The 26,816-nt window shown below is 57.2% G+C and carries 16 protein-coding genes and 1 pseudogene; 12 read left to right on the forward strand and 5 right to left on the reverse strand.

Going from position 1 to position 26,816, the window contains the following annotated elements; all coding sequences use genetic code 11:
* The first annotated feature begins 4 nt into the window (after positions 1-4).
* The 3 genes and pseudogenes from AB8B31_RS23390 (at position 5) to AB8B31_RS23400 (ending at position 3,046) form a co-directional block, all read left to right on the forward strand.
* Positions 5-499, forward strand: coding sequence for a hypothetical protein (locus AB8B31_RS23390; RefSeq protein ID WP_222148818.1), 495 nt, complete (start codon positions 5-7; stop codon positions 497-499).
* 62 nt (positions 500-561) lie between these two features.
* Complete coding sequence (locus AB8B31_RS23395; RefSeq protein WP_439007517.1) at positions 562-1,968, forward strand: hypothetical protein; 1,407 nt, start codon at positions 562-564, stop codon at positions 1,966-1,968.
* 134 nt (positions 1,969-2,102) lie between these two features.
* Positions 2,103-3,046 (forward strand): annotated as a pseudogene (locus tag AB8B31_RS23400) (IS630 family transposase).
* 209 nt (positions 3,047-3,255) lie between these two features.
* On the opposite strand, the gene AB8B31_RS23405 reads toward AB8B31_RS23400, so the two are convergent.
* The 3 genes from AB8B31_RS23405 to AB8B31_RS23415 are packed head-to-tail and all read right to left on the reverse strand — an operon-like array spanning position 3,256 to position 6,007.
* Complete coding sequence (locus AB8B31_RS23405) at positions 3,256-4,299, reverse strand: CBASS cGAMP-activated phospholipase (RefSeq protein WP_222148816.1); 1,044 nt, start codon at positions 4,297-4,299, stop codon at positions 3,256-3,258.
* Positions 4,296-4,754 (reverse strand): hypothetical protein, encoded by a 459-nt coding sequence (locus AB8B31_RS23410; protein WP_027690968.1) that lies wholly within the window; start codon positions 4,752-4,754, stop codon positions 4,296-4,298. The genes AB8B31_RS23405 and AB8B31_RS23410 overlap by 4 nt, the downstream gene beginning before the upstream one ends.
* Positions 4,754-6,007 carry a nucleotidyltransferase domain-containing protein gene (locus AB8B31_RS23415; RefSeq protein ID WP_222148815.1) on the reverse strand — a complete coding sequence of 418 codons (1,254 nt, stop codon included), beginning with the start codon at positions 6,005-6,007 and terminating at the stop codon, positions 4,754-4,756. Before AB8B31_RS23415 ends, AB8B31_RS23410 begins: the two co-directional genes overlap by 1 nt.
* Positions 6,008-6,190: 183 nt before the next feature.
* Here AB8B31_RS23415 and AB8B31_RS23420 point away from each other — a divergent pair, with 183 nt between their 5' ends.
* From AB8B31_RS23420 to AB8B31_RS23460, 9 genes are all read left to right on the forward strand, one after another.
* Positions 6,191-6,523 carry a helix-turn-helix domain-containing protein gene (locus AB8B31_RS23420; RefSeq protein ID WP_027690970.1) on the forward strand — a complete coding sequence of 111 codons (333 nt, stop codon included), beginning with the start codon at positions 6,191-6,193 and terminating at the stop codon, positions 6,521-6,523.
* Positions 6,516-7,424 carry an ImmA/IrrE family metallo-endopeptidase gene (locus AB8B31_RS23425; protein ID WP_130827893.1) on the forward strand — a complete coding sequence of 303 codons (909 nt, stop codon included), beginning with the start codon at positions 6,516-6,518 and terminating at the stop codon, positions 7,422-7,424. The genes AB8B31_RS23420 and AB8B31_RS23425 overlap by 8 nt, the downstream gene beginning before the upstream one ends.
* 12 nt (positions 7,425-7,436) lie before the next feature.
* Entirely contained in the window at positions 7,437-8,609 is a 1,173-nt protein-coding gene (locus AB8B31_RS23430; RefSeq protein ID WP_130827894.1) for a hypothetical protein, read from the forward strand.
* A 19-nt stretch (positions 8,610-8,628) separates the two neighbouring features.
* Positions 8,629-9,492: a hypothetical protein gene (locus AB8B31_RS23435; protein WP_130827895.1), complete on the forward strand. Its 864-nt coding sequence runs from the start codon at positions 8,629-8,631 to the stop codon at positions 9,490-9,492.
* 430 nt (positions 9,493-9,922) lie between these two features.
* On the forward strand, positions 9,923-12,988 hold the full coding sequence (locus AB8B31_RS23440; RefSeq protein ID WP_130827896.1) for a BPTD_3080 family restriction endonuclease: 3,066 nt from the start codon (positions 9,923-9,925) through the stop codon (positions 12,986-12,988).
* A gap of 15 nt (positions 12,989-13,003) precedes the next feature.
* Positions 13,004-14,920, forward strand: coding sequence for a DUF262 domain-containing protein (locus tag AB8B31_RS23445; protein WP_130827897.1), 1,917 nt, complete (start codon positions 13,004-13,006; stop codon positions 14,918-14,920).
* Positions 14,920-17,706 (forward strand): site-specific DNA-methyltransferase, encoded by a 2,787-nt coding sequence (locus AB8B31_RS23450; protein ID WP_130827898.1) that lies wholly within the window; start codon positions 14,920-14,922, stop codon positions 17,704-17,706. The genes AB8B31_RS23445 and AB8B31_RS23450 overlap by 1 nt, the downstream gene beginning before the upstream one ends.
* 26 nt (positions 17,707-17,732) lie before the next feature.
* Positions 17,733-18,890, forward strand: coding sequence for a DUF3883 domain-containing protein (locus tag AB8B31_RS23455; protein WP_130827899.1), 1,158 nt, complete (start codon positions 17,733-17,735; stop codon positions 18,888-18,890).
* Between the two features lie 133 nt (positions 18,891-19,023).
* The gene (locus tag AB8B31_RS23460; RefSeq protein ID WP_439007518.1) at positions 19,024-21,039 is read left to right on the forward strand and encodes a 3'-5' exonuclease; all 2,016 of its coding nucleotides are present in this window, start codon (positions 19,024-19,026) and stop codon (positions 21,037-21,039) included.
* Positions 21,040-21,613: 574 nt separating this feature from the next.
* Here the strand turns inward: AB8B31_RS23460 and AB8B31_RS23465 are convergent.
* Positions 21,614-23,524, reverse strand: coding sequence for a DUF7017 domain-containing protein (locus AB8B31_RS23465; RefSeq protein ID WP_130827901.1), 1,911 nt, complete (start codon positions 23,522-23,524; stop codon positions 21,614-21,616).
* Positions 23,521-26,298: an ATP-dependent DNA helicase gene (locus tag AB8B31_RS23470; protein WP_130827902.1), complete on the reverse strand. Its 2,778-nt coding sequence runs from the start codon at positions 26,296-26,298 to the stop codon at positions 23,521-23,523. The genes AB8B31_RS23465 and AB8B31_RS23470 overlap by 4 nt, the downstream gene beginning before the upstream one ends.
* Positions 26,299-26,816: the final 518 nt, after the last annotated feature.

The raw sequence follows: 26,816 nt of genomic DNA on the forward strand, positions 1-26,816 counted from the left end.
TGCAATGGCAATAGAATCATCTGCGCTGAAAAAACAGCCGTCGCGAGCCAAGTCGCTCAGTAAGGGAAAAAAGGGCCCATTTGTGCTGGAAACCTTCCGTGTGAAGGTAGAAGCGATGGAGAGGTCGTACGAGATCGCCAAGAGTGCGAAGAAGCTCCCAGATTACTGGCCGAAAACGCTGGAAGACTTCCGAGAGTGGGACGATCCAGGCCGAGGGATTTTCAAGTTCTCGGATCCAACACTGACTTCTCCAAAATGCCCGCAAGGATATAAGCTTCTGCGCGAGCGCTTAAACGAGGTGCGAAGAAAACTGTCCGAACTCGAGGTGGCAGTCGGATCGCTGGCGCCTGGTGACACCGTAAAGTCTTTGAAAGCCGTTGTCGCCGCGCAGTCAGAACAATTGACGCGGCTGCTGATGTTCGCGTCAGAGTTCAGGGATGAGATCGCTCGATTATCGCCAAAGAGCAAATACCTTACGTCGGCGTGGGATTTGTACTGATGGAACTTGCTGCGACACGAGTGATCGCGAGAGCGTCTAATCTACGGGTTGGTGGACGAAAGGTGAGCAAGCTCGTGACTTGCTTTAACCAACGCGAGGGCAACGTCAATGCCTTGAACCGCTACCTTACTACCTTAGCACTTGACGGCGCCGGATGGCGGACGGTCGAAAAGGCCGCTTATGCGTTGGCGGATTTTTGGGATTATCTTTTTTTCAACGCCATCAGCTTCAGAGAGGCGGACGTAGACGACCTGAAGAATTATGCAGCGTCCGGGTGCTCACGTTTCGGAAACGTGGTGACTTTCAATCCTTTAAGCAAAGTCAACTATACCGAAACAGATGGAGCCAAGCTTAATACCATACTGGCTTTTTATCGTTTCCTTGCAAAGGAGCCCGGCGTCGTCCTTCGCGAGCGACGAGGTGATACGCTCGCCACGATTCACCTTAAGAGGATTGGGTATAAAATCGACGACCACAGCACGCCCATCTCGGTGCAGTATCGGGAAGAGCAAAAACAAAAAATACGAAAGGGTCGCCCCACCCCGAGCGACGAAGAGGCAGGGGAGATAATTACATCGACCCAGATTGAAGTTGATCTGAATCGTCGAAGCACCTGGTTTCTGGTGGCGAACTTAATGCGTTTTGCCGGATTTCGGGCGATAGGCTGCTCCAACGTATGCCTGAGTGCTATCTATGCGGCTTTAAGTGAAGAAGCCGTGTTCTTGAAGCGGGGTCTTAACACGAGACTTAAAGACGCAAACGACGACTGGAAGACGCAGCTCGAAGTGAAATCTGCCCTCAACGAAATGCTTCTTCAGAGAAGAAAGTTCGTTCCAGTTTCTATCGTCGAGAAAGGGGGCTCGTCGCGTCTAGCACCTGTGCCCATCGGCCTTTTGATGGAACTGTTGGATTACGTTTGGGCTGAGCGCATTCAGTTTATCGAGAAGCGGCGACGAAGACGCAATTCCTACAAGCCGCCGGATGAGATATTCCTGTCGTACAAGACAGGCTCTGCGCTTCAAAGTGATTCGATCAGCAACAAGATGTCGAGCATTTTCAAACGTTGCATGATCCCCGGCAGCGGACATCGGCTGAGGGCAACATTTTGCCAAGAGGTAGTGCGCGATCTCTATCTTCGAGACAGGGCGCTTAATGGCAGAGCGTGGCAGCCCGACGTCGTTCTGGCGCTCGCACGTGACATGATGGGCCACCTAAGTGTAGAGACACTGGGGAGTTACCTCAACGACATTGTCAACCAAGAAAACGCCTACAACGGCGAGCCGGTGCTTGTTCGCGATACCGAGGATGCGGCGGTGCTTCGAGGCCTCACCGACGTTTACGAAGGTGAAAACGCAGAGTGGGTGCGTGCTGAGTTGAAACGAATTTTGATGGAAGCGGGTGGCAAGCCTCGAAAGGAATCGAATATGTTTCGTTCGCTGGAAGAACTCGAACTTTCTCTCAACCCGTGATGAGCAAAAGAGATGGTCAAGGGGACAAAACCAGAGTCGACTAGAGCGGTTCCTTGCTTTTCGGAATCGGGGCAGGATTCCCGAATCATCGGATTTGTGATTCATCATGGATGCTGGAATGGAGGCCAGCATCCATGACACGACCCTATTCGAATGACCTTCGCGAGCGTGTTGTTGCAGCCGTTGCGGCCGGGCAGAGCTGTCGGACCGTGGCAGATCGGTTCGACATTGCCGTCTCGTCTGTGGCGAAGTGGTCGCAGCGCTATCGAGCGACCGGCAGCGTGTCGCCCGGCAAGATGGGCGGCCATCGCCGGCGTATTTTGGAACCGCATCGTGCCTTCATCGTCGAGCGGATCGAACAGACCTCGCACCTGACGCTGCACCGCCTGAAGGACGAACTGGCCGCCCGCGGCATCACCGTCTCCCACAATGCCATCTGGCAGTTCATGCGCCGCGAAGGCCTGAGGTTTAAAAAACACCTTGTTCGCCCTTGAGCAGGGCCGCGCCGACATTGCCCGGCGCCGAGCGCGCTGGAAGGCTTGGCAAGACCGCTTCGATCCGAAACGGCTGGTGTTCATCGACGAAACCTGGATCAGAACCAACATGGCGCCCTCGCGCGGCTGGGGACCGAAGGGCAAGAGGCTGCGCGGCTTTGCACCGCATGGCCGCTGGCGCACGCTGACCTTCCTCGGCGCCTTGCGCTGCGACGAGCTCACCATTGCGTCTTCGACGGTCCGATCAATGGCGAGTGTTTCCTTGCCTATGTCCGCCAGCAGTTGATCCCGACCTCAAGCCCGGCGACATCGTCATCCTCGACAATCTCGGTTCCCACAAAGCCAAGGCCATCCGCGATGCCGTCACGGCGGCCGGGGCGAGGTTGTGGTTCCTGCCGAAATACTCCCCCGACCTCAATCCGATCGAGCAGGCCTTCGCCAAGATCAAGCATTGGATGCGCCAGGCCCAAAAGCGAACCGTCGAGGACACCTGGCGCCATCTCGGCCACCTCGCAGACACCATCAAGCCAGACGAATGCGCCAACTACTTCGCTAACGCAGGATGCGCTTCGGTCAAAACATGAAACGCTCTAGCTCGAATTCGTGATTGCCGTTCCCTGGCTGCAGAGATGCGGTCATTGATCAGGCGTGAACTCACTAGGCACTCCCCGGCCATCGCGATGATGAAGCCCATATGCCAGGAGTTCCATCCCAGAACGCCCCTACGAAGGTGACCCGAGCTAGCAGCGGCATAAGTGTCCAGGTCACTCGCGCTGCCGCTAGTTTAGTCGCTCTATGCGGCGCAGGCTACATATGGATCTGCGCGCGTATCGAGGAACATCTGCCTGACGAGTAGACCGTTCGCCTCCGCCTGCGCACGCGCAAAATTTGGAAGTTCCTGCTTGGCGCGCCGTACGTCATCGAGATCCATATGTTGCTCACGTTCGTCGAGATCAACTCGCAGGACGTTGGGCTTTCCGACGAGCAGATAGGCCTGGCCAAGTGCATTCTTGCTCTGTGCGCGGCACGCGAGCCGAAACAGCAGCGGGACCTTCCGCGAGACCCCCCAGGCCAGCTTGCCTCCCTCAAGGTGCTGCTTCGCCAGCTTTACCGTCTCATCGCCCGTTCCGATCGATAGGATACGAATGTTCTCGCGAGGTACGTCGTAGCACGCGAGCACATCGACCAGGGCGTTCATGATCGGATTGTTGGCCCAGATCCCACCATCGAGCATCAGATACCCGTGACTGTCGACGGCGGAAAGATACGACGGCGCGGCTGCCGTATGGAGCGCAACGTCCACGAATGCCTTGTGTCGGTCCATCTTGTAGTCGGGATGATGCGGCGTCTTATAGATGAAGGGTTCCCCGTACTTCCCTTCGAAGCACGGGATGACAGCGCGGCAGGTCGCGGCGCCCAAGACCTCCTGATCGAATACGCGAAGCAGTTCATCGCGCAGGTTCGTGCCACGGTGCTTGGGACGGAAGAGAGACTTCAGCCAGTGCCAGGGACCCATCACGAAACCGGGCTCCGGAAAGATGAACTCTCCCCTCTCGGTGTAGATCTTCGATATTTCGGCTGCGGTTTTCCCGGATGCAAGGCCGAGCGCGATAATCCCTCCTGTGGAGGTTCCCGCGACCATGTCGAAATGATCCGCGATGGATTCGCCGCCCAGATACTTTCGCTCGATCTCGGCCAGATATGAGGCGCCGAACAGTCCCCTGATGCCCCCGCCGTCGAGCGACAGAATGCGGAAAGGCCGGTCCTTCGGCCACGGTTGCTTGATTCGGGTGTGCTCGATCGTTCCGTCCGAACGCCGCGGAGGATTATAGGTCATGGGCGGTTCTCAACGTTAATGCGGCGTCCATTCGAGGGAGGATGGCGGCCGCCACCGTCCCAGACGCCCGTCATAAGCCAGAATTCGTAACAAGCCAGCCAGTCGATCGCCCAAGGCACGGTCGTTTCGGACACCAGCCGCCAGCCGCTCCACTGCTCTCGAGCAGGGTCAAACAGGCAGAGCACTGGATCGTTGTCGCGGTTATAGACGTGGGGTATCGATCCTTCCGGATTGCCCGGAAGGCGCGTCAGGCCTGGAGAAAGCACTCTTACCTCGGGGCCGTCGAGCACCATGTCCATGCTGTATGCGATCTCGACTTCGTAGGGCCGGCTATGCGGCTTCAGCATGCCGCGCCAGATGATGGCTTCAGCGCGGAAACGACGCTGTGCGAACAAGGGCCACGCCGCGCTCATGGCGGCGGCCTGCTCCTCGATGGTGTACGGAAGGAACGACATCAAACCGGGTCCCCGAAGAAGTCGTGCCTGCTGGCGCTGATTGGCGACGCCGTCTTCGGTGACGCCAGCGCTGGCGTGGCTACTGCGGAAGCCGGCAGCAGGATTCCGCCCGTTTTCGTATAGCTCTGCGTTGCGCCCCGGACGGCGTCGCCGTTGTCCTGGGCAAGCTTCCGGATCGCCTCGGTCACGACATAGTCGCCGAAGAGCTGGCGAAGCCGCTTGGGAACGTCGATAGGATCCAGCTTGCCGGAGCGGACTTGATCGACCGCCGTCACTAACTCGACGAGATCGCCTGCAAATTCTTCCTGCTGCGCGATGGATTCGGGCCAGCGATCGGTGAACTCGTCCTGATCCCAGGTGGGATTCACGACGACAAGAGTCCTTCCAAGCGAAGTTGCCCTACGGATGTCGACGATGAGAAGATTGCACAGAGTAATCAGTGCGTCGGTCAACGTTCTGTTAGGCACGGCGGAGCATGCTGCGTAATGGGCGAGCAGCACGGAGGGTGCCATCCTGCCGGTACGGCGCTTGCGGTCGTAGGTGATGTTCCTGTGGCGCTTCACGAGCTGCAGCGCGAGCGTCGCCGTGTTCTTGACGACGAAGGGTGTCTGATCGGGAACCTCATCAACTTCCGCGTCGGCGCGAATCCTGTCGTAGACTTCCCACTTGCGCCTGAAGGCTTCAGTGACAGCGGTTTCGACAGGCGTCCGTTCCTTGTAGTGCTCGGCAAAGCCATATGCATTGCTCGGCACCTCGCAGTCGTCGGCAGAAGGATTCGGTCCCTTCGCATGCATGATCTGGCTGCGTCGCTCGGGGGTACCACCTTCCCGAAAGGCGGCGCTGACGTCGAGATGCATCTTGTCGGCGTAGATGAGAGTGACGCAGCGCGTCTGCCGGATGACCTTCTCGACCGGGTAGTCGCTCAGGGCAGCCTCGAGTGTCAAAAGCACCCCGAGCGGACCGAGCCGGCGGTACCGTGCGGCAAGCTGGGCGATGATGTCGATGTCGTATTCGTCGTCGGTTCCCCGCGTCGAGATCGTGGCATCGATGGCCATGGATCCCTGGGGGTAGAAATGCTCGATGCCGTCGCTGAAGAAAGTGGTCGCCTCGAGATGGCGACGTACGGCTTCGTAGCGGCTGATCGCTTTGCCGTGCAGCGAAGGCGGAAGCTGAATGTTGAACGCGATCTGCGCCAGGATCCGGTCGGCCGGATCGAGAAACGGATCAATCCCAGTGAAGGCACTCATGTTCATGTTCGATTTCCTTTGGAGGTTTCTTCGACTTCACAATGTTCACACGCATGCTGGCTCCCTTTTGTTCACTCTAACTTAAGTTAAAGTATCGCTACTCCGAACAAGATGGGAGCGTTGCCTTCCAGAGTCAAGGGCCGTAGGATACTTCTACACCGAACAACAAAAACCAAGAACGGTCCCATCATGGCACAACCAACATTCGGCAAAAGAATCAAGGAGCTACGCACGGCGAAGGGGTTGACGCTCGATCAGCTCGCAACCGCAACTGCCTCTTCGAAGAGTTACATATGGGAGTTGGAGAACAAGGATCCTCCGCGCCCCAGTGCAGAAAAGCTCGCAGACATTGCCGCAGTCCTTGGAGTCACGACCGATTATCTGATTGGACGCGAAGAAGTCACGCTGGCCGACGCCGAGGACAAGGCATTCTTCCGGGAATACAGCCAGATGTCGGAAGGCACCCGGAAAAAGATTCGAGCTATGGCAAAGCTTATGGGAGGAAAGGCTGACGATGACTAAGTCGCCCCGTAGCGCCGCAAACAACATCTCTCTTATGCTGAATACAGTCCTCGGCGCTGACCGGTTCGAACGGGGTCCTGTTAACGTCGCCGAACTCGCCCTCGAATACACCAAGCAAATTGAACCGAGCAGCCATATAGAGAGGATCGTCGCCGATGATCTTCCAGACTGCGAGGGTGCACTGGTTCCCGGCGAAAGCAAGCCGCGGCGCTGGGCGATCATGTACAATCGGAAACAGAGTGCAGGCCGACGAGCCTACACTATTGCGCATGAGCTGGGGCATTTCGTGCTTCATCGAAATCTTGTCGACGACGATCCCAATTTCGATGGCGGCTTCTACTGCTCAAAGGACGCCGTTGAACACGGCGTCGGTCGGAACATCGAGAAGGAGGCGAACGAGTTTGCGGCCACGCTCCTGATGCCGCTCGACGATTTCCGAAAATTCATCCCGTCCGACAACCTGGCGGGCCTCGATCGCCTGGGCGAAGCCACCGAGAGATATGGGGTGTCGTTGACAGCGGCCACGCTCAGATGGCTGGAATATACTAAGACGCGGGCGATCGCGATCGCATCAGTCGATGGATTCGCGCTCTGGGCCAAGTCGAGCGATGCGGCGTTCAAGTCTGGTAGGTTCATCCGGACGAAAAACGAGATTTTCGAGCTGCCAGCCGCCTCAATGGCGGTCCGGAAGGAATTCGGAGAGGATTCGGTGACAGGTATCCCTCAGGCCGCCGGCGTCTGGTTCCCCGAGCCTGCGATCGAGATGTGCATGCGGACGGATCGGTACGATTTCGAGCTCACCTTGCTTCACTTCGAGGGAAAGGCGCCCGCCTGGCAGGCCGAGGATGAACTCGAGGACGCCTACACGCAGTTCTTCAAGATTGCTGAACCTCGGCACTAAGAATTTAAATCAATGGCCCTTTTCGACACGAAGAAACGCACACGAACTTCGCCAATGCGGCCAGGCGAGAAGAGTTATGATTTCTACGACACCGCCGGACGTGCGTCGTTCGACATCTATCGTGACTTGGTGAACGGATGGATCAGCGAGTTCCCAGACGCGGAACAGGCAGAAGTCATCAGCCGGATGAAAATCGGTACCAACGCGCAGTACGAGCAGACCCTTGCCGAGATCGTGATCTTTTTGGCGTTGACCCGCTTGGGTCATTTGGTCGAGATTCATCCCGAATGCCCTCATCCGACGCATCGCCCGGACTTCCTTGTGCGGAACCACCAAGGAGACGTCCTGGCTTATGTCGAAGTGACGTCGTTCGGTCCTGACCAGAAGATTGTGGCAAGGGATCATCGAGAAGCAGAAATCTATAACGCTCTTGAAACTGTCGATCTTCCGGCCGGCTGGCTGCTTGGCTACGAGGTGGATGTTCACGGGGCCGGATCTCCAAGTCTAAACAAGTTGAAAACCGAGGTGGAGCAGTGGGCTCAAGAGGCGTGCGGCGAAGATTCTACGCAGATGCCCCGACGCATATTTGAGGCGCAAGACTGGCGAATCGATCTGACGCTTCTTGGAGGCTTCAGGAAGGACAAGCAGTATGAGCGTAAGATTGGCGCGGCCATGGCCGGCGTCCGCGAGGTTTCACCACAAGTCGACCTTCGACTGGCGCTTCGCAATAAGGCGAGAAAATACCGGATCGAGAACGTGCCCTATGTCATCGTCGTTGCCGACTGCAAGAATTCGATACCTGTGGGCGATCACGTGGAGGACACTCTCATCGACGGTCTGTTCGGGACTCGGCACGTGGTATTCAAAAAGCTGGCAGATGGGTCCTTCGAAACGTTCGACGATCGAGGCGACGATGGCTTCTGGGGCCGGCACGGAGCTCCACGGAATCGAAATGTGAGCGCCGTGGCGATCTTGCCCGAGCCCAACCTTTGGAAGCTGCGCGACGACCGCTGGCAGCCAATCATCGCCTATAATCCATTTGCAATTAACCCCGTTTCAAGTGACCTGCTACCGCTAGCTGGCTTCGGTAACGTTGACAACGAGGAAGGCTATGGTCACATAGAAGGAAGCTGGCTCGCCGATCTATTAGGTCTTCCGGGGGAATGGCCACCTGCCGATGAGTAAGGCAGCCACAAGAGATCACATGGAACTGCTGGAATTCGATCTGGACAAGCCGACGGTTACGAGAGTGCCGTCTCCGGGAATTTGCATCTACTGCATGGAGACGACCGAAGGACTGACTGACGAGCACGTCATTCCGTATGCACTCGCCGCGAACACAATGATCCTAGAAAACTCCTGCTGCCTATCTTGCCAGGGCATCATCACGAGCTACGAGCAGGATGTGTTGCGACGGCAGCTAGGGATATTCCGCATCCAAGTGCAAGCGCCTTCACGAACCCGAAAGAAGGATCGCCCGACCCACGCGGACGTTAAGTTTATGGAGGTGGATGCCTCCGGGAGGATCTTGCGCGATCTCGTCACCAAGAGCATCCCGATCGCTGAGCTTCCTGTCGTCTTCGCGCTTTGGCAGTCGCCGCCACCTACCATCCTCCAGGGGCGCATAAATTCGCCCAGCAAGCCGTGGTCGTTCGTGGAAATGGACGTCGTCATGCGCTTCTGCAAAGAGGTCGGTGAGGAAACAGGCGCCACGCTCGTCGCGATGAAGGTCGCCGACGTGAACAAGAACAACTACCTTCGCTCGCTCGCGAAGACTGCTCACGCCGTTGCCACTGCTCGTTACGGTGTCGGGTCGTTCGAGCCTTATCTCAAAGACATCATCCTGAAGCGATCTGACGACCTCGAGCGGTATGTGGGGGATGTGCCCGGCCAGAGTCCATTCGAGGAGCATCCGGCCCATACGATGCAAGTGTCTGTGGGGGGAGTTTCTGATGGCCCCGCAGCCGGATCGCTCGTTGTGCGGATCCAGCTCTACCCGAGCCTGAAGAGCCCAGAACATCTGATAGTAGTCGGCAAACCTACCCGGAACCTTGACCCGGATTGCTGAACTGCAGCCACGGCGCCGTGCAAAGGAGATTCGCTACCAGTGGCTCGTCGACACAGGATGCTTGGACTTTTGTGTTCGAGCTTTGCTCATCATTCTCCGCAAATCCAGTCTCGAATCTTGTTTAAAAGATCAGACCATTTTGTTATGCAGGAGCACCTACGGTTGCAAATGTTGGAAAGGTGACAATTTTCGAGGTTTGGTGATTTTTAATCTGTTGACCAGCTACGGGCGGCATGGCTCCCTCCCATTTTGCAGTTCCTGGTGGCCGCGAATCCTTTAACGTGGTCGAGCAGTCCCTTCAATGACACAGCCCGTTTGACTTGCCATTTGAAAGATGCAGGCGCACGAGCGTTCGAGACGTCTGAATTAAATTGATCTGTCGTGGTGCAACAGGTGGCAACGGAAATAGAAGCCACGAAAGATGGTGTGTATGAGCGAACAATTCTTCGAGAAGCCGATCCTGAATTCGCCTTACGCTTTTCCGGGCCGCCATTGGGAGCTCGATGAAGATGGGCAGCCGACCAACCAGATTATTGAGACGCGCCGACGTTCGGACCTGATCACTCCTGTCCCGAAGCCGAAGATGCGCCGGCAGAATCAGAAGCAGGGTTCGTTGATCCTCGGCGGCGACGATGACCTTTCGACTGAGGAACAAGAATACAACCCGACTCCGATCATCAACGAGATTCGGACCTACGTCGAAATCTGGCGCAATCTTCCAAACCCGGATCAGTGGCTCGTCACCCCTGAAACGGCTCGCCTGTTGACGCATTGGCGACACCACCAGTTTGAGGGCATCCGCCCGTTCTTCTGTCAGATCGAGGCGGTGGAGACGGCGATCTGGCTTGTCGAGGTCGCGCCGAAGCTTGGCGCTCGGGTCGCGAAGTTCTGGGCGCACGTCAAGGGCGGCAACGAGCAGGCCAATCCCGAGTTGCTTCGCCTGGCGTTGAAGCTCGCTACCGGCGCGGGCAAGACCACAGTAATGGCGATGCTGATCGCGTGGCAAACGGTCAACGCCGTGCGGCACCCAAACAGCAAACAATTCTCGCGCGGCTTCTTGATTGTCGCGCCGGGCATCACCATTCGCGATCGTCTGCGCGTCCTGATCCCCAACGATCCTGAGAGCTATTACAAGCACCGGGAGATCGTGCCGCCGGACATGTTGGCGGATATCGACCGCGCCAAGATCGTCATCACCAATTATCACGCCTTCAAGCAGCGCGAACGCATGGAGGTTGCCAAGGGCACCCGGATGGCGATCGAGGGATGGCGCGGCGAAAAGCTTCAAACCCTCGAAACCGAAGGCCAGATGCTTCAGCGCGTCATGCCAGAACTGATGGGTATGAAAAACATCGTTGTGCTGAACGACGAGGCGCACCACTGCTATCGCGAGCGCGTGAAGGATGCTGCAGGCGAAACCGAAGAGGACTTGAAGGGCGAAGAGAAGGACGAGGCGAAGGAAAACAATGAGGCCGCACGGATGTGGATTTCCGGCCTTGAAGCCGTCAAACGGAAGCTTGGCCTAGCGCTCGTCTATGACCTTTCCGCGACGCCGTTCTTCCTGCGCGGATCGGGCTACATCGAGGGCACGTTGTTCCCCTGGACGATGAGCGACTTCTCGCTGATGGATGCGATCGAATGCGGCATTGTGAAGCTGCCGCGCGTGCCCGTCGCCGACAACGTGCCAGGAGGCGATACACCAAAGTTCAGAAACCTCTGGGATCATATCGGCAAGAAACTGCCGAAGAAGGGGCGTGGCGCATCTGGCAAGTCCCTTGATCCTTTGAGCTTGCCCGCTGAACTATTGACGGCGCTCGAAGCTCTTTATGGCCATTACGCCAAAACATTCGAGCTTTGGGAGAACGAGGGGATCGGCGTTCCGCCGGTGTTCATCGTCGTATGCAACAACACATCAACATCGGAACTCATCTACAAATACGTCTCTGGCTTCCATCGCGATAACGACGACGGATCGACCACGCTCGAGAACGGGCGCCTGGCGCTGTTCCGAAACTATGATGATTTCGGCAATCGCATCGCCCGCCCGAATACAATCCTGATCGACAGCGCACAGCTCGAATCCGGCGAAGCGCTCGACAAGGACTTCCGCGAAATGGCCGCCGACGAGATCGAACGGTTCCGCCGCGAGATGATCGAGCGCACCGGCGACATTCACGCCGGCGACACCATAGACGAAGCCACGCTGCTACGCGAAGTCATGAATACGGTCGGAAAAGAAGGGAAGCTTGGTGAGCAGATCCGTTGCGTCGTGTCGGTCTCGATGCTCACGGAAGGCTGGGACGCAAACACCGTCACCCATATCCTGGGTGTCCGCGCCTTCGGGACCCAGCTTCTCTGCGAGCAGGTCGTCGGCCGCGGCCTGCGTCGCCAGTCATACGACTTGAACGATGAAGGGCTGTTCAACGTCGAGTATGCCGACGTCCTCGGCATACCGTTCGACTTCACTGCAAAACCAGTCGTTTCGCCGCCGGCGAAGCCGCGCGAAACGGTGCGCGTCCACGCAGTCAAACCGGATCGCGATGCTCTGGAAATTGTCTTCCCGCGTGTTGAAGGCTATCGCGTTGAATTGCCCGATGAGCGGTTGGAGGCCGCGTTCGGCCCTGACCATATCCTCAACCTCACACCACAACTCGTCGGCCCGTCGGTGACAAAGAACCAGGGGATCATCGGCGAAGGTGTCGATCTGACGATCGCGCATCTGGAAGACATGAGATCTTCGACGATCCTGTTTCATCTGGCGCGGCACCTGCTCTACAACAAGTACCGCGACCCCGGTGAGGAACCGAAGCTGCACTTGTTCGGCCAGTTGAAGCGGATCACGCGCCAGTGGCTCGAAGGCGGATATCTCAAATGCACGGGCGGCACCTATCCCGCTCAGTTGATCTACAAGGAGATCGCCGATATGGCGGCTGAGCGGATCAAGGCTGCGATCACGCTGAGCCTTGTCGGCGAGAACCCCGTTAAAGCGATTCTTGACGCGTATAACCCGATCGGTTCGAGTGCCGATGTGAATTTCACAACCTCGAAGGAAACGCGCTGGCAGACGAGCGGCCCGCCGCCGAAAAGTCATGTCAACTGGGTGGTCTGCGACAGCGATTGGGAAGCGGAATTCTGCCGGGTTGCTGAGGCGCATCCGCAGGTGCGTGCCTATGTAAAGAACCAAAACCTCGGCCTCGAAGTGCCGTATTTGATGGGTTCGGCGCCGCGCAAATACATCCCCGATTTCGTGGTGCAGGTGAACGACGGCAACGCAGAGCCGCTGAACCTGATCGTCGAGATCAAGGGCTTCCGCGGCGAGGACGCCAAGGAAAAGGCCAACACCATGCGTGCCTATTGGGTGCCGGGTGTGAACAACTTGGGCAAGTTCGGCCGCTGGGCCTTTGCCGAATTCACAGCCGTCTACGAGATCGAGGCGGAGTTCAACAAGCTGATCGAATCGCTTTGCGCTGCCGGCGCATCGAACGTGGCGGCGTAAAATGGGACGGACCAGATGAAACAGACCGCTTTCAAGACTAATCCGATTAGCCTCGAAGAACTCCTTCGCCATTGCGGCAGCGGGAAGATTCAGCTTCCTGACTTCCAGAGAAGCTGGGTTTGGGACGAAGACCGGATCAAGAGCCTTATCGCGTCGATCTCTCAGGCCTTCCCGGTCGGCGCCTTGATGACGCTCGAAATGAAAGCGGGCGCGGCCGACACTTTTGCCCGTCGACCCGTACAAGGCGCGCCGGCGGATGCCATAGCCCAGGCACCCGACCAACTTCTGTTGGACGGCCAGCAGCGCATGACTTCGCTCTACCAAACCTGCATGCGGCGGGAAGTCGTTCAGACCATCACACCGCGGCTGAAGCTCGTGAAGCGCTGGTTCTATATCGACATCCGCGCCGCGCTTCGCCCCGATGCCGATCGGGAAGAGGCGATCGTCGGCGTTCCCGAGGATCGCCAGGTCAAATCTGATTTCGACCGCAAGATTGACCTCGATCTTTCGACTCCGGAGCTCGAGTACGAGAACCTCATGTTCCCGCTGAATCGCGCGTTCGACTGGGACGAATGGCAAGACGGCTTCAACGAATATTGGCTGGAGAAAAATCCTGAGACTCGCAAACTCTTCAAGCCGTTCAAGGACGAAGTCCTCCAGAACTTCAAGGGCTACCAAGTTCCTGTCATCGCTCTGGGGCCGGATACATCCCACGCCGCTGTCTGCCTCGTGTTCGAGAAGGTGAACACCGGCGGCAAACCACTTGATGCGTTCGAGCTTGTGACCGCGATGTATGCAGCACAGGGGTTCCGCTTGCGGGACGATTGGCTCGGCGCCGATGGAAAGCCTGGCCTGCATCATCGCCTCCAGATGTTTGGGCGCGCCGCCGATCAGAAGTTCGGTGTGCTCGAAAAGGTCGCGAGCACCGATGTCTTGCAGGCCATCTCCCTCCTGCACACCAGCAAGATTAGGGAAGACGAAGTCGCCAGCGGCAAGAAAGATAGCGAGCTCTCAGCGGTTCGGGCTACGCGGCAATCACTGCTGGAATTGCCGCTGTCGGCGTACAAGCAATACCGCGAGCTGGTTGAGGAAGGGTTCAAGACGGCCGCGAAGTTCCTCCGGCAACATCACGTCTATCGCGTCATCGATCTGCCCTACCAAGGCCAGCTCGTTCCCTTCGCCGCCATTCTGGCGAAGATCGGCGACAAATGGAATCACGCCACAGTCAAGGAAAAGCTGGCGCGCTGGTATTGGTGCGGTATTTTCGGCGAACTCTACGGCTCGGCGATCGAGTCCCGGTTCGCAAAGGATATACTCGAAGTCCCGCTCTGGATCGATGGCGGCGCCGAGCCGGCCACGGTTCGCGACGGCATATTCCGCGCCGAACGCCTGAAATCCATGCGCACCCGGCAGTCCGCCGCCTACAAGGGCATTCACGCCCTGCTGATGGGCGAAGGCGCGATCGATTTCCGCTCAGGCCAATCCTTCGGTCAGACGATCTTCTTCGACGAGAGCGTCGATATTCACCACATCTTCCCACAAGACTGGTGCAAGAAGCAGGATATCGACGTGAAGGTTTTCGATACGATCATCAACAAGACGCCGCTCGGCTATCGCACCAATCGAATCCTCAGCGGCGCGGCGCCATCGAAATATCTTGAAAAGCTTGAAACCGGCGGCAAGGACGCGCCCCGGATCGAACCCGTGGCGCTCGATCGCTATCTTTCGTCGCACGCCATTGATCCCGCGCTGCTGCGCGCTGACCGGTTTGCCGACTTCATGGAGGACCGCGAGCTCCGCCTTCTCGCGCTGATTTCGAAGGCGACCGGGCATCAGATCGTCAAAGCCGGCGCGGCAACCGAAGAAGGCGAAGACGTTGCCGAAGAGGATATGGACTTGGCCGCGACTGACAATCAGATGGAGGCCGCGTGATGGCGAAGAGACCAATCGAGGTCACCGCGCTGAAGCATGATGCCGCCACGCGCCGCAATATTCCAACGGCGGAGTATGAAAGCTTGATGCGCGATGAGGAAAAGACACCAATTCAACTTGCCTATGATCGGCGCAACCGCGACCTGGATCCGCAGCTCGTTTGGCGCGGCAAGGACGAGCAGGACTGGTCGGATCTAGTTGTCGCGGCGCCTCCGCTATACATCCAGGAGAAAGTGCACCCGAAGGCTATTATTGACGATTTAGAACGCGAAGCGAAGAAGCGCGTTGATGAGACCACGCCGCCAACGCTCGATCTCTTCGCGGATTTCAATGGCCTTAAGGACAGTGAGTCCGCGACCGAATTCTACCAACATGATCAACACTGGTCGAATCGAATGATTTCCGGTGACAGCCTCTCTGCAATGGCGAGCCTAGCGGAGCGCGAGGGACTGCGCGGCAAGGTGCAGTGCATCTACTTCGATCCACCTTATGGCATTAAATTCAATTCGAATTTCCAGTGGAGCACCACCTCGCGCGATGTCAAGGACGGTGCGAAAGACCAACTGACCCGCGAGCCAGAACAAGTACGCGCCTTTCGCGATACATGGCGTGACGGAATTCACTCCTATCTGACCTACTTGAGGGACAGACTGACTGTTGCACGGGATCTCTTATCCGAGAGCGGTTCAATTTTCTTGCAGATCGGCGACGAGAACGTTCACCTGGCTAGAGCTCTGATGGATGAAGTATTCGGGGCCGACGCTTCTGTGGCAATGATTGCCTTCACAAAGGGTGCAATCGGATTGTCCGCTAGCGACCGCATGCCGGCTCGTTTGGATTACATTCTCTGGTACAGCCGCAGCGCAAACGCGAAAATAAAATATCGACAGCTCTTTACCCTGAAAGGTGAGCGAAATGATCCAAACTTTCCGTGGGTCATCTTGCCAAACGGAGAACGGTTAAGAACCGCGGAATGGGAGAAGCGGGGTGAGGCGCTGCCAGAGGGCGCCCGGCTCGGCCAAGACGTATCACTGAGCAAACCGGGACCGGGTGCTAAGTACGACATCTGGTATCGAGGAAGAAGCTTTGATTCTGGAAAACGGTGGTGGGGAACCACGAAGGAACAACTTCAAAGAGCGCTAAAGACTGGTCGCATTATCGTAATTGGTAACTCTCTTAGACATCTCAGATATTTGGATGAAAGCAGCCTTACCGCGATTGGCAACCTCTGGGACGGGTTTCTGGGCCAAACCTCGCCAGTTTACGTGGTTCAGACTAATACAGACATCGTCCAACGTTGCATTCTAATGACAACTGACCCCGGTGACCTGGTATTGGACCCGACATGTGGTTCTGGCACTACGGCCTATGTGGCCGAACAGTGGGGCCGGCGCTGGATTACAATTGACACAAGCCGGGTCGCTATCGCACTGGCCAGATCACGTATGATGGGCGCTCGATACCCATATTATCTTCTGGCTGACAGCCCGGAGGGCCAGCGCAAAGAGGGCGAAATTGCCCGGATACCGCCTAAGACCACGCAGACGCGCGGTGACATTCGCCACGGGTTTGTTTACGAGCGCGTGCCTCACATCACGCTCAAATCGATCGCCAATAATGCTGAAATTGATGTCATCTGGGAAAAGGCGCAGGCGGTGCTTGAGCCACTGCGTCAGAGAATGAATGCCTCAATCGGCAAGGTTATGGAAGAGTGGGAAGTACCCCGTGCCGCCTCCTCCGATTGGCCGGATGATGCACGAGCATTCCATGAAAAGTGGTGCCAAGCACGTTCTGATATGCAACGGGAGATCGACGCATCGATCGCAGCCAAAGCGGATTATGAGTATCTTTACGACAGGCCATACTCACATAAAGATCGGGTTCGTGTTGCTGGACCGTTCACCGTTGAAAGTCTCTCGCCACACCGCACACTCGCGGTCGACTGGAATGATGAGCTGGTTGATTTGCTCGAAGCTGCCGAGGGAAAGCGCAAGGTTGCGGAGCGTAGTGATGCAATAGCTGACTTCGCCCATATGATCCTCGAAAACTTGAAAGCCGCTGGTGTCCAACAAGCGCACAAGGAGGACCGGATCACATTCCACAGCCTGGTAGGCTGGCCCGGCAACTATGTCTGCGCCGAAGGCGCAATTATGGAGGGGGACCAACCGAAACGCGCGGGCATCTTCATCGGACCCGAATTCGGCACTGTATCGCGTCCAGACCTCGTGGCCGCTGCGCGCGAGGCGGGGGATGCGGGGTTCGATTTGCTGATTACCTGCGCCTTCAATTACGACGCCCACTCCGCAGAGTTTGATAAGTTGGGCCGTCTGCCCGTCCTGAAAGCTCGCATGAACCCAGACTTGCATATGGGCTCTGACCTTAAGGCTACGGGCGCAGGCAACCTCTTTGTCATCTTCGGTGAGCCCGACATCAAGATCGAGGAAGTCGATGACGAGATGATACGAGTACGCGTTTTCGGCGTCGACGTCTTCAAGCCGCAGACCGGCGAAGTCCTATCAGAAGGTACCGAGGGCATCGCGCTTTGGATGCTCGATACCGACTATAATGAAGAGAGTTTTTTCGTCAGGCACGCTTACTTTCTTGGCGCGAATGATCCCTACAAGTCTCTCAAGGCCACTCTGAAAGCCGAAATAGACGAAGAGGCGTGGGAAAGTCTCAATAGCGATACATCACGTCCATTCCGCCGTCCGTCGTCGGGTCGCGTCGCTGTAAAGGTAATCAATCATCTCGGTGACGAAGTGATGAAGGTCTTTGCGGTGTCCTAACAAAAAGGCGTCTCGCGAGAAGTTCAATGATTGGGGGCGTCATGCAAAGGCGGGTGAGGTTTCATGGGCAAAGTCGACTGCCGTTGGCTATCAGTGGGTTATTGAATACAGGGTGGAGAATACGCAGCGCTCCGGACGAGACTGTTCTCCCGAGAAACGGCCAGGCTTTCGTTCTTGAAGGCGGTGCCGAGGACAAGCGTATTCGTCTCTTTGCATATACAGTTACGTCATCCAGCAGAAATCGTCCGCACGAGAAGCGGGTCGAGATAACAAGGACTTACAATGGGACGCTGATGCGATCGCCTCTCTTTGAGGATGTCGTTATAGCGTTTGACCGAGAAAGAGAGACTTGGGTGGGGATCGATGGACGTCGCTTAGACTACGGTGGGGCCACGCACAATGCCTCGACCTTCTTGCCGAGCGCGGGATTTGCGAACGTTCCCACATCTGGCATTCATATTCTACCCATGGAATCGAACATCATTTCCCTCGAATTCGCCGCTTTCTTCAATCCTAACAGCATCGCCGAGTATATCTTTAATCGCGATGCCATCCACGCTGGATCTTACAGTGGACGCGGTAAGTTCTCTGGAAATGTTGTCGTGAAGAAGCCAGCGAACTTGAAGTTGGAGAAGGGTGCGTTTCACGGAAACGATATAGTTATCCTCGGGCCGCCTTCTTTATCCAAGGCCGCGGTTGTCGATCAGCAAGCAGTTGAAGCGATGATAAGCGGTGACACCGCGGCCATCCGAAAACTAAAGTTGACACGTGAGGAACTACTCGAAATCAAGAGGCGATGCGACGAAATCGGACTTAAAGGAGAGCGATGGGCGTTGGATTATGAACGCAAACGTCTCAAGCGGGCCGGCCTTCACGACTTGGCTAACCAGATTGTTTGGGTTAGCCAGACCCACCCATACGAGGGATACGATATTGAATCTTTTAACGAAGACGGAAGTCCAAAATTCATTGAGGTCAAGACAACCGTCTCGAAATCGAAGCAATTCGAGATCTCAGACAACGAGTGGCGTCGAGCAGACGAACTGGGGTCTCAGTATGAAATATATCGAATTACCGGCGTCGAAAGCATGCCAAATTTAAGGCGCCTTCCTGACCCTATCGGTCTTTTGAAGGCGGGAGCGTTGTCCAAGGCTGCGTCCTCATGGATGGTGAAGTACAGCTAAGCCGGGCAAGATTTTTGTACCAGGAGCCATTATGGGGAACGAATTTAGGATTGCCGATACTTTTACGGCTAGCTTAGGACGGCTCACGGCGCAAGAGCAAAAGTCAGCCAAGACGACGGCGTTTGATTTGCAGATGAACCCTTCTGCACCGGGCCTCTCATTCCACAAGCTGGATCACGCCAAGGATACGAATTTCTGGTCGGTGCGCGTCAACGCCGACATCCGCCTAATTGTTCACCGCACGTCGGCGAGCTTGCTACTGGCCTATGTCGATCACCATGACGCCGCCTACAAGTGGGCCGAGCGCCGCAAGATCGAGCGGCATCCGACGACGGGTGCCATGCAATTGGTCGAGGTGCGCGAGCGCATCGAAGAGGTCGAGATATTCAGGACGAAGGAAGTCGCAGCGCCTGTTGTAGCCGCGCCCGTGGTGAAGGCGAGCGTGAGCCTGTTCGACAATCTGCGGAAATACGAGTTGATGGCTTTCGGCGTGCCCGAGGAATGGGTCGATGACGTTCGCAAGGCAACCGAGGACACGCTGTTTGATATCATCACACATCTGCCGCAAGAGGCGCAGGAAGCACTGCTGAAGCTGGCGGTCGGCGAGAAGCCCGAACCACCCGAGCCCGCGCCGGTCGACGCCGATCCCTTCGCGCACCCCGACGCCCAGCGCCGTTTCCGCGTGCTGACCAATGTCGACGAGTTGCGGCAGGCGTTGGACTACCCTTGGGACAAATGGACGGTATTCCTACATCCGGCGCAAAGGGCGCTGGTCGAGCACGAGTTTTCCGGCCCGGCGCGAATTTCCGGTTCGGCGGGAACCGGCAAGACCATAGTGGCCCTTCATCGCGCGGTTCATCTCGCGCGCGTTCACCGCCAAGCGCGGGTGCTGTTGACAACGTTCTCCAAGCCGCTGGCCAATTCATTGCGTATGAAACTCGCCAGCCTCGTTGCAAGCGAGCCGGAGATCGCCGCACGCATCACCGTTAAAGCGATTACCGCCGTCGGCTACGACCTCTATGCGGCGCGTTTTGGCCAACCCCAGATCGCGGCGCCCGCGCTGATCAAGACCTTGCTCGCCAAGGCGGCGGCTGAAGTCGAAGGCCATAAATTCTCGTCGCATTTCCTGTTCGGGGAATGGACCGAAGTCGCCGACGCCTGGCAGTTGAAATCATGGGAAGCCTACCGCGATGTTTCGAGGCTGGGCCGAAAAACCCGTATCGGCGGCAAGCAGCGCGAAATTCTCTGGACAATCTTCGAGCGCGTTCGCGCTGGTTTGGCCGAGCGCAAGACCGTGACATGGCCCGAGGTTTTCGGCCGGCTTGCCGATCAACTGGCGACGGACAAGCAGCGGCCCTACGACCACGCAGTTGTCGATGAGTGCCAGGATCTCGGTGTCGCCGAAGCGCGATTCCTCGGTGTGCTCGCGAGCGGCGAGCCCGATGGGCTGTTTTTCACGGGCGATCTAGGCCAGCGTATCTTCCAGCAGCCCTTCTCATGGAAGGCGCTCGGGCTGGATGTGCGCGGGCGATCCTTCACGCTTCGGATAAACTACCGCACCTCGCACCAAATCCGCCTGCACGCGGATCGCCTCCTCCCGTCTACGGTTTCCGATGTCGATGGTAATGCCGAAGGACGGCGCGGAACCGTTTCGATGTTCGACGGGCCGTCACCACTGGTGACGGTGTGCACTGATACCGCCAAGGAAGCCGAAGCCGTCGGAACATGGATCGCGGAACGGCTGCGCAAAGGATGCCAGCCTCACGAAATCGGCGTCTTCGTGCGTTCCGATGCCGAGCTCAAACGGGCAAGGGCTGCGCTGAAGATCGCCGGAGCGCGGTCCATTGAACTCAACGACAAGATTGAGGTTGAAGACGGCGCCATCGCCATCAGCACGATGCACTTCGCCAAGGGCCTGGAATTCAGATCCGTCGTTGTCATGGCTTGCGACGATGAAGTCATTCCTCTTCAAGAACGGATCGAGAGCGTTGCCGACGATGCCGACCTTGAGGAAGTGTACGATACCGAGCGTCATCTGCTTTACGTCGCCTGCACGCGCGCCCGTGACCATTTGCTGATAACCGGCGTCGATCCGGTGTCGGAATTTCTGGACGATTTGGTGAAGGGCGACCAAAGGCGAGTGGTGTAGGTTTACCCAGATATTTTCTCTGAAACTACGTCGAGCCCAAGTAGCTTGGAAACCGGAGATTTGCTGGGCGTCTTCAGCCAATGCGCGCTCCAGTGCGTCACGGAGGCGCGTGAAGAAGGCGCGGTGGCACTCATGGCAGGCACCCGGCGCGCCTGTCCAGTTCGTGGTGCGGATCCCGAACATCAGCACGAGGTTCACGGACTGGAAACCGTCGACATGTCGCAAAAGGCTGTGGTCGCCGAGATGGCAAAGATCCGCGCAGAAAGCGCTGACCTGAAACATATCATGGGATCTCTAAGCGCGGAGCGTGAGGGCTTGATCGCGCGCCGCCGAAAAGGAGGAACTCCTCAGGCAAGCCGACTTAGGCATCGCGAACGCTCGACCAGCGGAACTGCAGGCCAGGAAGTCGTACGAAGAGATCGACCAGACCCGGCAGAGAAACCGCGAAGGCCTCGGACTGAAGAGGCGTATTGACAACTTGAATGAGGCTATCGCCTCGGTTCGACTAAAATGGTTGCTTCAGTCTCTGGCGAGGCGTTGGATACCATTTAGACCAAAATCGTGGTCGATGAGATCATTTTGCGCTGATGGCTTTCCAGCCCCATTTGTTTCGCTTTTTATCGAAATTGATGATGGCGAGACCTTCCGCCCTGTCGCCGTCGGCCAAACCTGATATCGCAATGATATCCGCTGGAATGAAGATCCCCGTCGAAGTAAAGCCGAGCCCATTTCGGATTTCAAGATCGTCATCGAAACGCTTCATCACATCCGGCCCAGGCGATAGTGTCGTCGAGGATGCTGACAGAACCCGAGTGCGCACGCCTTGCCGATTGCGGTAGCTGGTCATCCTCACCGCTACAGCCTGTCCAATCTCCGCTGGGCCTGAGAAGTCGTTCAAAGAAATGGTGCCTTCAATATCCTTAGCCACCACAAAATGAAGGAGGTGTTTCCCGTGGTTGATGTGATCAACCACTCCACATAGTTCCGGCACAACGTCGTTGCTGGTTCCGTCACGCTGATGGATGCGATGCACTGTTGCCTTCCAGGGTTCGGCGGACGACACCTCCATCTGAACCTTTATGGGCGCCCCAGGCAGGCAGCGTCGTACGTCCGGATGCCCTGCTGGAACGCTTACTTCCAGAGGAAGAGGGGATGACTTCACGAGCAATCGCCTGCGGACACGGTCCTTTTGCCCGTCCTTACCCTCGATTACGAATTCATCGCCAATCGATGCGTCGGTCCATGGGATATGGGCGAAAAGCAATTCCTCGGCGCGGTGCTTGAAGCGCTCGTAGAACTGACGGCCCGTTGCCGCTGTGATTGCAGATTGGAACCACGCACTCTCCGCCATCTTCTGAGCCTCCGCAGGAACGCGGGTTCCTTCGCGGCGTCTGTGCTCAATCACTCGCTCGACTTCGGCTCTCGCCTCTCCGGGGTGGTCCGTTCTTATCAAGGACGCGAACTTAAGACGAAGTTTGCTAACGAACGTGTCGTCCTCGGAGCACGACAGTGCCTTGGCGTAGCACGAAAGCTGCATCTCCGGCTCGACCTCTAGATCGCCGATCAGCTCCCATGTCCAATAGTCTCCTGCCTTGCTGCGAGCGAAATCCGTCGCAAGGCGACGGGCGTCGTCGACCCGCTCCAGGCCCCGAAGCACCTTTACCATGTTCAGCTTCAGCCAAGCGTTTTCTGGGAAGTGGCTCAAGCCTCGTTCGAGGTGCGGCAGAATGTAGTGCATTTCCGCTTGAGACCCGCCTTTTGCAGCCTCTTTCGACGCGCGCTGCAGGACCGCTTCCGCAAGCGGAGGGAAAGTTTTGCCGTCTTCGAGCCGAGTTTCGCGAAAATCGTCAGACTGAAACAAATCCAACCCCCATAATCGGGCGAATGCGACGAGGCGAAGATGATCGCCATGGGATAGTCGGATCGCTTGCTGCATCATAAGGCTATGCAGAAGTCCTGGCTCGGAGATGCCGAGCTTGAGATAGGTGTTCAGGTTCCTCTTAATGGCGTCGATAGCGCTCGTCGGCAAATCTCCCGACCCCGCGCTCCGGAATGTGTCTTGGACGACCCGATAAAGTTCCCAGCCGAAAGCGACCTGGTCGACCTTTGTAAGACTCCCGTTCGCCATTACTGCAGAAAATGCTTTGACGGCGGCGTCGTGCTGTCCATCCTTGCCAAGCTTCCGAGCGGCCAAAACTGCGCGGCGATCAGCGTCCCCCAGAGACAGCGCCCTCTCTCGGTGCTCGGCCAGAAGATCATTGCCACCCGGAACTTCGAACCTCGTCAGTAAGCCTAGATAATCGCGAAGCGACGCTTGATCTTGGTCGACAGCATGACGCCGCACGAGATCGATCAGGCACCAACCATACGCGCCGAGCTCCCATTCGTTGGCTCCAGGGACCGCGACCAGTTCCGCAGCGAGCTTGAACGCTTCGTCGAGTTGCCCAGCCTTACGCAGCGCGGTGACCTGCTGCGACGGCTTCACGGGATGACCTGTTCGGTAAGGAGTTGAAGCACCTCAGGGAGCAGGGAACTATGAGGGCCTCCCAGTCTTCCGCCGACGTTGATCGGCATGCATTTCGTGAACCGATCCCGCCCGTCGTAGAAGACGTCGACGACCACAGCATCGCCGTCACGCGAAAACGTGTAGCGCTGGCTCCACGCCTGCTCCTTCAGTCCGACGACATGAATTTGACGTTCCTCCAGAAGAGGCAACAAGCGGTCGTGAAACTGCGCAAGAAAGGGGCGACTCGGCAATGGCGTGTTGGACGAGCCGCCGTTTCCAGTAACTGCAGCGGTTGCTCCGACGGACTGACCTACCAAAGTCCTGAGGCTCTCCGCTATCTGTTCGCTGAAAGCCACTGTCGGCTGGGTCGTTACCCCAGTAATCTTGAACCTCCCGTTGTAGCTGATGTTCACGCGTGCGGTGTCGAGTTCGCGGCGAAGATAGAAGGCTTCTTGATATTGGTGATGGGCGACATCGTCGATTTGGATCCCGGTCCCCGCGAGAAGGTCTCTTACACGCGCCAGAACGCCAAGGCGAAACGCTTCTTGTGGCGATACCGACGCCGCCTCTGGCGGTGCGATAGCTGGTCCAGCAACCATGGATCGCTGCTCACTCCCCGGCGTCGACTGTGCCTCGGGAGATGACCACCAGTCGGATCCGGCGATCTTCAGTCTGATTTCCGGCGGGTCGATTAAATATAGCTTTCCGCTCGCGCGGGTCATCGCGGTGTAGAGCCAGCGGAAGTAATCCGCCGATCTTGGATTCTGGCCAGACGGGCAGCTTACAAAGACGTTTTCCCATTCACCACCCTGCGCCTTGTGACAGGTCACGGCGTAGCCGAACCTCACGCGGAGTGCACTGAAGTACGGGTCCTGACGTATGATGTCACTGATCCGATCTCGATCGTTGCCGTTCCTCAGGTCCGGATGACGTTTTAGGAAGTCCACATAAAGGGCGCGCTGTTGGACTGCATCCACCCCGCTGCCGCTATCATGGAGATGGTCGTCGAGAATTTTCGCTGTCAGAACCGCCTCGCCGTCGTCCAGCGACGAGACCGCCAATCGAATGTCGCGGAATACAAGCGGCACTTCGATCACCTCGACCGCCCCCGTCTCCTCGTCACGGCGTCGGAGACTAACAAATCGTCGCTCCACCATGGTCTCCGCATCGACGACGTCCACGAACTCGCCATTTGCCAGAAAATTGCCGTTCACAAACCCATTCGCAGTGACGATAAGCCGATCACCGGCAGCAACGAACTCCCGTCCGGGAAACAATGAACTCCTGATCGCTCGGTTGAAACCTGCAGCCTCTTTGTTCGACCGCGTGATGACGATCGGAGCTTCGCTGTTAGTGCGCGTGGCCATGTATAACGGCAGGACCTCGTCCGAACGAAGACGACGGACATCTTCGTCGAAGTCGAAGCTAAGGCTCCCAAATGTACCGCTCGACAGGCTGTCGCGAAGCGGCATGACATTGCGTATGACGGCGCTATCCGCCTTCTGCCGCAGCACGTGCTTCAACTCGTATTCGGTGGCCTCCAGCCCGAATTTCGCACGAAGGTAATTTGCATCCAAAGCCGGGGAAGAGGACATTCCTACTGGGGGAAGCTGAGCGGGATCACCTACGAAGATGATCTTCCGGTCAGTCTCGCCGTGCTCGAAGCCGACGTAGCTGATCAGGTCATTCAAGACATATCCGGTGCCCGATCGGAAGAACTCGCTTTCCGAGTAGATGTCCGAAAGGAGCGACGCCTCGTCCACGATGTAGACCGTGTTGGCCGGATCTCGGTTGGACGCTATCCTCGCATAGAACTTGAACGTCTCAGACCCGAGTTCTTGGTTCTCCTGCGCATATTCCTTCAGGTCGCCGAAGTCGTAGACCTCGCTATGCACCGTTCGTGCATAGCGGCCAGTCTTTTCCGAGATGATCTTCGCGGCGCGGCCCGTCGGCGCGGCGATACGGAACGCGCGCCCCTGTGCCGAGAAATACTCGGTGATGCCCTCGGCTAGGAAGGTCTTCCCGGTACCGGCGTAGCCTTTCAGGAGGAAGATGCGGTGCGTTGGACTGGCAAGAAATGTCGACAGAGCATCAAGACACGCTGCCTGATCATCCGATAGAGTTTCAGTGAAGGCCTCGCGAAGAGTGATGACCGTCCGAAGTTGACGCACTCGCGGATCAACTTCCGCCATGGCGCGGGATACCTGCTCCTGTATACGCCGGACACGCTCCTCGGGGAACTTGAGCACATTTGACTGTCTGCCCGCTGCTGTCGGCTGGCGCTCGACAGACAATTCCTTCGCTTTGGTAGAAGAAGCAAACTGGTCGGAGCTTGCGTTCTGCCTCACCGGCGTCAGCCATTCGATGTCGGGACGCATAAAACGACAGAACCAACACGAAAGAGACCAAGCGTCCTCCAGGAGAGACTCAGCCTGGGCCTGCGCGACCCTCCTGTTATGTGCGGCGTTGTTGCCAACCTTTCGGATGGCGTGAAATTTGGAAAGGATGCGGGCATCGAGCAGATCAGCGCTCTCGAGCAGGACCAACCTGTCAAAATGTGATTGTGCTGGATCGCGATTAAGTCCCAGATGACCGAATAATTCGATGGCCATTTGCTCGGTCAGACCTCGAAGCCGAATAGCCGCGATATCCGGCTGATGCGACCCAGCCTGTTCAGCTTTTCTTCCTAGGTCGTGGAGGTCCGGCCAAAACCGATGAAGGAAATGGAAACTGTCGGAGTAGTCGTCATTCATCTTTACGCTTTCCGAACTGCAATGATCGCCAGATTGCCTAGCGCACCAACCATTCACTACATCTCCTCCATGTTTTCAACTCCTTAAACCGGCCACTGCCGGTGAACCTCACGTCCAGACTTCCTGGTCGCGAGAACCTCCAATGTACTCTCCATGGAGAAACTCCCGTTGCTCATCCATGGATAGGCGATGACAGACCAGGGCGGGAAGACTACGTGGGAGCGGAACACCGGTTACCATACTTCGAAGCACGGCGATCTTTCACCGGACGAGGTGCTGGTCAAAAACGCGGCTGAACACATATTTCTATGAATACCTGGAACGGCAGTCGTCACACGCTCAGTTCATCATCATCGTGGAGAATGATCCGCCACCGTTCCAGCTCTCGCCTGCGGCAAAGGTCACGACCTTTACCGGCCCGCATGCGGAAGAAGGGCGTCGCGGCTTACTCTAGCCCGAGGATGAGGCCTTTTTTGAAGCGGTTGGTGGGGTCAGGTTCCAAGGCATCTTGACGCCCC

The sequence above is a fragment of the Rhizobium sp. 62_C5_N11_2 genome (assembly GCF_051811185.1).
Classification (GTDB): domain Bacteria; phylum Pseudomonadota; class Alphaproteobacteria; order Rhizobiales; family Rhizobiaceae; genus Rhizobium; species Rhizobium leguminosarum.

Bases quoted from the DNA above. Each gene is read 5' to 3' on its own strand.
- AB8B31_RS23410 (WP_027690968.1), bottom strand. From the start codon at position 4,754: ATGTCGTTCCTTCCGTACACCATCGAGGAGCAGGCCGCCGCCATGAGC.
- AB8B31_RS23435 (WP_130827895.1), top strand. From the start codon at position 8,629: ATGGAACTGCTGGAATTCGATCTGGACAAGCCGACGGTTACGAGAGTG.
- AB8B31_RS23405 (WP_222148816.1), bottom strand. From the start codon at position 4,299: ATGACCTATAATCCTCCGCGGCGTTCGGACGGAACGATCGAGCACACC.
- AB8B31_RS23430 (WP_130827894.1), top strand. From the start codon at position 7,437: ATGGCCCTTTTCGACACGAAGAAACGCACACGAACTTCGCCAATGCGG.
- AB8B31_RS23470 (WP_130827902.1), bottom strand. From the start codon at position 26,298: ATGAATGACGACTACTCCGACAGTTTCCATTTCCTTCATCGGTTTTGG.
- AB8B31_RS23390 (WP_222148818.1), top strand. From the start codon at position 5: ATGGCAATAGAATCATCTGCGCTGAAAAAACAGCCGTCGCGAGCCAAG.
- AB8B31_RS23460 (WP_439007518.1), top strand. From the start codon at position 19,024: ATGAACCCTTCTGCACCGGGCCTCTCATTCCACAAGCTGGATCACGCC.
- AB8B31_RS23420 (WP_027690970.1), top strand. From the start codon at position 6,191: ATGGCACAACCAACATTCGGCAAAAGAATCAAGGAGCTACGCACGGCG.
- AB8B31_RS23425 (WP_130827893.1), top strand. From the start codon at position 6,516: ATGACTAAGTCGCCCCGTAGCGCCGCAAACAACATCTCTCTTATGCTG.
- AB8B31_RS23415 (WP_222148815.1), bottom strand. From the start codon at position 6,007: ATGAACATGAGTGCCTTCACTGGGATTGATCCGTTTCTCGATCCGGCC.
- AB8B31_RS23440 (WP_130827896.1), top strand. From the start codon at position 9,923: ATGAGCGAACAATTCTTCGAGAAGCCGATCCTGAATTCGCCTTACGCT.
- AB8B31_RS23445 (WP_130827897.1), top strand. From the start codon at position 13,004: ATGAAACAGACCGCTTTCAAGACTAATCCGATTAGCCTCGAAGAACTC.
- AB8B31_RS23450 (WP_130827898.1), top strand. From the start codon at position 14,920: ATGGCGAAGAGACCAATCGAGGTCACCGCGCTGAAGCATGATGCCGCC.
- AB8B31_RS23455 (WP_130827899.1), top strand. From the start codon at position 17,733: ATGATTGGGGGCGTCATGCAAAGGCGGGTGAGGTTTCATGGGCAAAGT.